This is a genomic window from Mycobacterium sp. 1245852.3 (assembly GCF_001669335.1).
GTDB classification, from domain to species: Bacteria; Actinomycetota; Actinomycetes; order Mycobacteriales; family Mycobacteriaceae; genus Mycobacterium; species Mycobacterium europaeum_A.
The window spans coordinates 1-7,308 of record NZ_LZLL01000476.1 but is presented as its reverse complement, the minus strand read 5'-3'; the positions used below and the strand labels follow the sequence as shown (position 1 = coordinate 7,308).

At 69.8% G+C, this 7,308-nt stretch carries 6 protein-coding genes and 1 pseudogene; 4 read left to right on the top strand and 3 right to left on the bottom strand.

The features are described from left to right. On the top strand, positions 1-948 hold a 948-nt coding region (locus tag A9W96_RS21215; RefSeq protein ID WP_067142778.1), incomplete at its 5' end, for a YbhN family protein. Here A9W96_RS21215 and A9W96_RS21210 read toward each other — a convergent pair. Then, positions 945-1,487 carry a hemophore gene (locus tag A9W96_RS21210; RefSeq protein WP_066872111.1) on the bottom strand — a complete coding sequence of 181 codons (543 nt, stop codon included), beginning with the start codon at positions 1,485-1,487 and terminating at the stop codon, positions 945-947. The two genes, A9W96_RS21215 and A9W96_RS21210, sit on opposite strands and share 4 nt — an antisense overlap. A 349-nt stretch (positions 1,488-1,836) precedes the next feature. On the opposite strand from A9W96_RS21210, the gene A9W96_RS21205 reads away from it, so the two are divergent. Continuing rightward, the gene (locus tag A9W96_RS21205) at positions 1,837-4,881 is read left to right on the top strand and encodes an MMPL family transporter (protein ID WP_067142775.1); all 3,045 of its coding nucleotides are present in this window, start codon (positions 1,837-1,839) and stop codon (positions 4,879-4,881) included. Further along, positions 4,878-5,429 (top strand): hypothetical protein, encoded by a 552-nt coding sequence (locus A9W96_RS21200; protein ID WP_066872104.1) that lies wholly within the window; start codon positions 4,878-4,880, stop codon positions 5,427-5,429. Before A9W96_RS21205 ends, A9W96_RS21200 begins: the two co-directional genes overlap by 4 nt. Position 5,430: 1 nt before the next feature. Here A9W96_RS21200 and A9W96_RS21195 read toward each other — a convergent pair whose 3' ends face one another. Together A9W96_RS21195 and A9W96_RS21190 are read right to left on the bottom strand one after the other, a co-directional pair. Next, positions 5,431-6,114 (bottom strand): hypothetical protein, encoded by a 684-nt coding sequence (locus tag A9W96_RS21195; RefSeq protein ID WP_066872101.1) that lies wholly within the window; start codon positions 6,112-6,114, stop codon positions 5,431-5,433. 7 nt (positions 6,115-6,121) lie between these two features. Beyond that, positions 6,122-6,802, bottom strand: a complete 681-nt coding sequence (locus tag A9W96_RS21190) for a hypothetical protein (protein WP_066872097.1) — start codon at positions 6,800-6,802, stop codon at positions 6,122-6,124. A 41-nt stretch (positions 6,803-6,843) separates the two neighbouring features. Between A9W96_RS21190 and A9W96_RS21185 the strand changes: the two are divergent. Further along, positions 6,844-7,308 (top strand): annotated as a pseudogene (locus A9W96_RS21185) (peptidase M13); the annotation flags it as partial.

Below are 7,308 nucleotides of genomic sequence, written 5' to 3'. Positions count from 1 at the left end.
TCGGCGGGCGTGCATGTCAAGCAGTTGCGGTCCGAGGCGGCCTTCTACGCCGCCAATTCGCTGAGCACCACGATGCCCGGCGGGCCCGTGCTGTCGGCGACCTTCCTGTTCCGCCAGCAGCGGCTCTGGGGCGCCTCGACGGTGGTGGCGTCGTGGCAGCTGGTGATGTCGGGCGTGCTGCAGGCGGTGGGGTTGGCTTTGCTCGGCCTGGGCGGCGCCTTCCTGCTGGGCGCGAAGAACAACCCGTTCTCGTTGCTGTTCACCCTCGGCGGCTTCGTGGCGTTGCTGCTGCTGGCCCAGGCCGTCGCGTCGCGCCCGGAGCTGATCGACGGCATCGGCAGCCGGGTCCTCGCGTGGGTCAACTCGGTTCGCGGCAGGCCGGCCGAGGCCGGCCTGGACAAGTGGCGCGAGACGCTGATGCAGCTGGAGTCGGTGAGCCTGGGCCGGCGCGACCTGAGCGTGGCGTTCGGCTGGTCGATGTTCAACTGGATCGCCGACGTCGCCTGCCTGGGGTTTGCCGCCTACGCCGCCGGGGACCACGCCTCGGTGGCCGGGCTGACGGTGGCCTACGCGGCCGCCCGCGCGGTCGGCACGATCCCGCTGATGCCCGGCGGGCTGTTGATCGTCGAGGCGGTGCTGGTGCCCGGCCTGGTGTCCAGCGGGATGTCGCTGCCCAATGCGATCTCGGCGATGCTGATCTACCGGCTGATCAGCTGGCTGCTCATCTCGGCGATCGGCTGGGTGGTGTTCTTCTTCGTGTTCCGCACCGAGAACGTCACCGACTCCGACGAGGACCCGATCACCGGTCCGCTGCCCGTCGTCCCGCTCGCGGGCAACGCCGCGGCCGACCCGACCGAGGCGGCGCTGCAGGGGCCGTTACCGCCGGACCGGAATCCGGCGGATCACAACCCGGCCGATCGCAATCCGGAGACGGACGGCCAGCCCTAGCCGACGGTGTTCCCCCGCGGCGGCCCCGGCAGCGGGTTGGTCGCCGCGGGCGGCGACGCCGCCGGGGCGCCACCGGTGGTCCCACCCAACGGCGACGCTGGCGCGGGGTTCGCCGGCAGCGCGGGCAGCCCACCGGCCGCGCCCTGCGCCTGCTGGACCATGCCCAGCGCCTGCGGGATGGAGATCGGCAGCTTGCACTGCAGCGACAGGCTGGTCAGCGGCTGGGCGATCGACGTCATGTCGCCGGCCACCTTGGGGTTGGCGTCGAAGTAGGACTTCAGCCCGTTCACCGACTGCGGACCCGCCTGCTGCTGGAGCATCGAGGTCATCGTCTGGTTGGTCTCCGGGTGCGAATCAAGGTAGTCACCCATCGACTTGGACACCGAGCCGATCGTCCGGGCGACCTCGCTGGCCGCGCACGGGTCGTTCGCGCCGGTCGCCGGCGCGCCGGCGAACACCGCCGCGGCCGCTCCGGGAACCGCGGCGGCGACCAGCCCGGCGAAGATTCTGCGACCCCGTCCAGCGGTGGCTCTCGTCATGGGTAACTCCTTCGAGTTTGCGACGGACCGCCGGATGGGCGCCTCGCAAACGGCTGCAACAGACGGCCCGTTTCAGCGCAGGCATCCCCGAATCCCCCGGGGCCGCGCGGGCCATCCGACATCCTGCCACCGCCGATATCACCGCTGCCAGTCCGAACAAAGCGCCTGACGGGATATGTGATCGAAATCCCGCTTGGTCACCAGTTCACAACGTCTTCGCAGCGTCTTGGCAACAACACCGTCGTCGCAGCTCAGGAACTAGATAAGCCCGCATAATCCACAGCCTGCTGCGGTATCGTCGCCAACACGCGTTACGCGAGAACCGGGGAGCGGAAAAATCCAGCAGTTAATGATGCGCCTCAGCCGCAGCCTGCGTAAGTACCGCTGGTTGGTCTTCACAGGCTGGTTGCTGGCATTGGTTCCCGCCGTCTATCTGGCGCTGACACAGTCGGGCAATCTCACCGGCGGCGGGTTCGACGTGGCCGGATCGCAGTCGCTGGCGGTCCACGACCAGCTCGAGGAGCTTTACCACGATCAGGGCGGGTCGTCGCTGGCGCTGGTGGCCGCACCCCGTCCCGACGCCAGCTACCAGGACATGAACGACGCCGTCGCGCAGCTGCGGCAGATCGCGGCCGGCATCCCAGGTACCACCGAGATCCCCAACCCCACCCAGCGGCCGCCGCAGCCGGACCGGCCCTACGTGCTGTCGGTGCGGCTGGATTCCCGTAACACCAGCGACGTGGCCAAGCAGCTGCGCACCAAGGTCGGCATCAAGGGCGACCAGCCCGGCCAGACCGCCAACGGCCGGGTCCGGCTCTACGTCATCGGGCAGGGCGCGCTGTCCGCCGCCGCCGCGGCCAACACCAAGCACGACATCGCCGCGGCCGAGAAATGGAACCTGCCGGTCATCCTGATCGTGCTGCTCGCCGTGTTCGGCTCGCTGGCCGCCGCGGCCATCCCGCTGGCGCTGGGCGTCTGCACGGTCGTGGTCACCATGGGCCTGGTGTATCTGCTGTCCGCCTACACCACCATGTCGGTCTTCGTGACCTCGACGGTGTCGATGTTCGGGATCGCGCTGGCCGTCGACTACTCGCTGTTCATCCTGATGCGGTTCCGGGAGGAACTGCGGACCGGGCGGCAGCCCCGCGAGGCCGTCGACGCCGCGATGGCCACCTCCGGGCTGGCCGTGGTGCTGTCCGGGATGACGGTGATCGCCTCGCTCACCGGGATTTACGTGATCAACACCCCGGCGCTGAAATCGATGGCCACCGGCGCCATCCTGGCCGTGGCCGTGGCCATGCTGACCTCGACGACGTTGACGCCGGCGGCGCTGGCGACGTTCGGCCGGGCGGCCGCCAAGCGGTCGGCCCTGCTGCACTGGTCGCGCCGCCCCGAAAGCACCCAGTCCCGGTTCTGGAACCGCTGGATCGGCTGGGTGATGCGCCGGCCGTGGATGTCGGCGCTGGCTGCGTCGCTGGTGTTGCTCGTGATGGCGGCGCCGGCCGCGTCGATGGTGCTGGGCAACAGCCTGCTGCGCCAGTTCGACTCGTCGCACGAAATCCGCGCCGGGGTGGGCGCGGCGGCCCAGGCGCTGGGTCCCGGCGCGCTGGGCCCGGTCCGGGTGCTGATCAACTTCCCCGACGGCGGCGCGGCCTCCCCCGAGCACAGCCACACCGTCGGCGCGATCCGCCAGCGGATGTCGCAGGCACCCAACATCGTGTCGGTGTCGCCGCCGCAGTTCGCCGAGGACAACGGCAGCGCGCTGCTCTCGGCGGTGTTGTCGGTGGATCCCGAGGACATGAAGGCCCGCGAGACCGTCGGCTGGATGCGCGCGCAGCTGCCCAAGATCCCCGAGGCGGGCACGGCGCGGGTGGACGTCGGCGGCCCGACCGCGCTGATCAAGGACTTCGACGATCAGGTGTCCAAGACCGAGCCGCTGGTGCTGGGCATCGTGGCGCTGATCGCGTTCGTGATGCTGCTGGTGTCGGTTCACTCGGTGTTCTTGGCGTTCAAGGGTGTGCTGATGACGCTGCTGTCCGTCGCCGCCGCCTACGGCAGCCTGGTGATGGTGTTCCAGTGGGGGTGGCTGAAGGACCTCGGCTTCGCCCAGATCAGCTCGATCGACAGCACCGTGCCCCCGCTGGTGCTCGCGATGACCTTCGGGTTGTCGATGGACTACGAGATCTTCCTGCTCACCCGCATCCGGGAGCGCTTCCTGCACTCCGGGAACACCCGCGACGCGGTGGCCTACGGCGTCAGCACCAGCGCGCGCACCATCACCAGCGCCGCGCTCATCATGATCGCGGTGTTCGTCGGGTTCGCGTTCGCCGGCATGCCGCTGGTGGCCGAGATCGGTGTCGCCTGCGCGGTCGCGATCGCGGTGGACGCCACCGTGGTACGGCTGGTGATGGTGCCGGCGCTGATGGCGATGTTCGCCCAGTGGAACTGGTGGCTGCCGCCCTGGCTGTCGCGCGTGCTGCCGTCGGTCGACTTCGACCGGCCGCTGCCCGAGGTCGACCTCGGCGACGTCGTCGTCATCCCCGACGACATCTCGGCGCTGGTGGCGCCCAACGCCGACCTGCGGATGGTGCTCAAGTCCGCCGCGAAGCTCAAGCAGCTGGCCCCCGACGCCATCTGCGTGGCCGATCCGCTCGCCTTCACCGGCTGCGGCCGCAACGCCGCCCAGGCGGTCTCCGGCACCGACGAGGACCAGCCCCGCGGCCTGGGTCCCGGGCAGATCCCCCACCAGGTCGCGCTCGGCGAGGAGCGGGTCAGCGTCGGCGTGGGCGCGGCCGACAAGAAGCCCGGCTCCAACGGCCACACCAACGGCTCCCTGGCGGCCAAGAAGCTGGTCGGCGGGCTGGCCTCGCGCAACGGCATCGCCAAGGCCATCGCCGGGACCGACCGGCCGGTTCACCCGGTGACGCTGTGGCGGGGACGCCTGTCGGTCGCGATCGACGCGCTGGAAAACGACACCGCCGGGGCCGGCGACGGGCCGGAATACGAACGGCGCAGCCCGGTGGAGACCACCAACGTGCAGCTGCCCACCGGTGACCGGCTGCTGGTTCCGACCGGTGCCGAGACCCTGCGGCTGAAGGGCTACCTGATCATGAGCCGTAACAGTCGGCGCGATTATGCCGACTTTGCAGACATGGTCGATTCATTGGAGCCCGAGACCGCCGCGGTGGTGCTGGCCGGAATGGACAGGTATTACTGTTGTAAATCATCCAGGCGGCAGTGGATTGCCACCCAGTTGGTCCGTCGACTCGCAGATCCCAACCCCTGGGACCACCCGGAAGACCAGGGATCGGACGCCGACGCGGGCTCGGACTGGGAGGAAATCCGGCAGCGCTGCCTGTCGGTGGCCGTGGCGATGCTGGAGGAGGCGAGGTGACGTTGGCACCCGACCGACGCTCCGCGCCGCCGCCCCACCGGCCGGGTCCCGAACAGCGTCAACGCGGCAGTGGGCAGCCCGGGGGGCCGACCGGAGGGCCCTTCCAGGACCCCGAGCAGCCGGTGGAGTTCTGGCCGACGGCCGCCATCCGGTCGGCCTTGCAGGGCGGTGACATCGCGACCTGGAAGCGCATCGCCGGCGCGCTCAAGCGCGACCCGTACGGGCGGACCGCCCGCCAGGTCGAAGAGGTCCTCGAGGGCACCCGGCCCTACGGCATCGCCAAGGCGCTGTGGGAGGTGCTCGAGCGGGCCCGCACCCACTTAGAGGCCAACGAACGCGCCGAGGTCGCCCGCCACGTGCGCCTCTTGATCGACCGATCGGGTCTCGCCCCGCAGGAATTCGCGTCCCGCATCGGCGTCACCGCCGAGGAGCTGGACGGCTACCTGGACGGCAGCACCAGCCCGACGGCCGCGCTGATGATCCGGATCCGGCGCTTGTCGGACCGGTTCGTCAAGGTGAAGTCCGCGCGCTCGGCCGAAGCCAACTGATCTATCGCACCGGCAGCACGTCGGCGACCAGCCAGTCGCCGCCGCGCTTGGTCAGCGTCACCCGCAGCGCCGGCGCCGCCTGACTGGGCGGCTGTCCCGGGGTGTTCTGGGTGACCCGCAGGACCACCGCCACGCTGGCGGCCGACGGTCCGAGCGCCTCGACTCCGGCCGAAACCGTGGTGGCCTGGGCGGTGACGTTGTGCTGGGCCAGATCGGCGCTGGATTTGGAGTACTGCTCCTTGAACGCGGCCGCATGCTCCGGGACGATCGTCGCCGTGGCTCGGTCGATGGAATCGGTCGGGGCGGTGGGGCTGAACGACGCCATCGCCTCCGCCATGCCGGTGGCGATCTGAACGACCTTGCGGGAGTCGTTGGTGAAGTCGCTGTCCGCCCTGGTCCAGTGCGTGTAGCCGGTCGCGACGGCGGCCGTGAGCGCCGCCGCGCACAGCAGCACGACCGCCAGGCGCAGCCCCGGCGCGTCGTCATCGGTGCCGACGCTGACCGAATCGCGGCGCAGCAGCCAGAAATTGATCGCCACGCCTTCGACGATCAGCAGGATCAGCACCGAACACGCCGACACCCACCACAGCGGCCAGCCCAGCACCAGCCCGATGGCCAGCAGCGCCGCGATGGCGGCCAGCGGGGCCGCGACGTCGAAGGCGAACAGCCGCCAGATGTTCCTCATCGGATCCTCACCTGATCGAAGCCAATCCGGAGATCATCAGCTTGCCGTCCACGTCGGAGACGTCCAGCCGCAGGTTCCAGTGCACGGTTTGCGGCTTGGCTCCGACGTTTTCGCTGACCGACGTGGCGATCAGCATCACCGAGTCGGTGCGGCTCGCGAACGGCGGCAGCTTGGTGGTGACTATCTCTCTTGGCGGCCCCGCGCCCGCCGGCCGGGTGTCCAGGTCACGGTGCACGGTCTCGATCGCCACCGCTTCGATGCGCCCGGCGCTCTTGGACTGCAGCTTCTCCACGACCGCCTTGTACGGCTGCACGGCGGCGTCGAAGTCGGTGTTGAGTTCCCCGACCGTGCCGTCGTGCAGCCGCTGCAGGCTGGCGTCGACGTTGCCGCTGTTCATGTTGATCAGCACGTTCGCCCACTCCGCGGCGGTCTGCATGGCCCGGCTCAAATAGCCGCGTTCGGCGACCTGGTCGCGGTGGTCGGACCAGATGACGGAGCCGAGCACCACCGCTGCCACCGACAGCACCCCGAGGACCGCGGACGCGACGCCGTAATGGGAAAAGACGCCATCGCTTTCGAATTCGTCCGCGTCGGCGTCGTCGTTCGAGTCCGCGTCGACGTCGGCTTCGGGGTCGACGTCGACGACAGCTTCATCAGCAGGTGCCTCGGTTCGCTCGCCGTCGGACATGGCCCGATCGTTGCACCCGGGAAAGATGGAAGGATGGCGGGGTGACGAATACGGCCATCCGCTCGGGCATCGACCTGAGCTTTGTCGACGACAGCATCCGCCCCCAAGACGACCTGTTCGGTCACGTCAACGGCCGCTGGCTGGCCGAATACGAGATACCGGCGGACCGCGCGACCGACGGGGCGTTCCGGCAGCTGTATGACCGCGCCGAGGAACAGGTGCGCGACCTGATCGTCGAGGCCAGCCGGCAGGGTTCGGCCGCCGGCGACGACGACGCGCAACGCATCGGCGACCTGTATGCCAGCTTCCTCGACGAGGACACCGTGCAGCGCCGCGGCGTGCGGCCGCTGCTCGACGAGATGGCCGTGATCGACGACGCCGCCGATGCCGAGGCGCTGGCCCGGGCCATCGGCATCCTGCAGCGCACCGGCGCCGGCGGCGGCGTCGGGGTGTATGTGGACACCGACGCCAAGAACTCGGCGCGCTACCTGGTGCACTTCACCCAG

Bases quoted from the DNA above. Each gene is read 5' to 3' on its own strand.
- A9W96_RS21190 (WP_066872097.1), bottom strand. From the start codon at position 6,802: ATGTCCGACGGCGAGCGAACCGAGGCACCTGCTGATGAAGCTGTCGTC.
- A9W96_RS21205 (WP_067142775.1), top strand. From the start codon at position 1,837: ATGATGCGCCTCAGCCGCAGCCTGCGTAAGTACCGCTGGTTGGTCTTC.
- A9W96_RS21195 (WP_066872101.1), bottom strand. From the start codon at position 6,114: ATGAGGAACATCTGGCGGCTGTTCGCCTTCGACGTCGCGGCCCCGCTG.
- A9W96_RS21210 (WP_066872111.1), bottom strand. From the start codon at position 1,487: ATGACGAGAGCCACCGCTGGACGGGGTCGCAGAATCTTCGCCGGGCTG.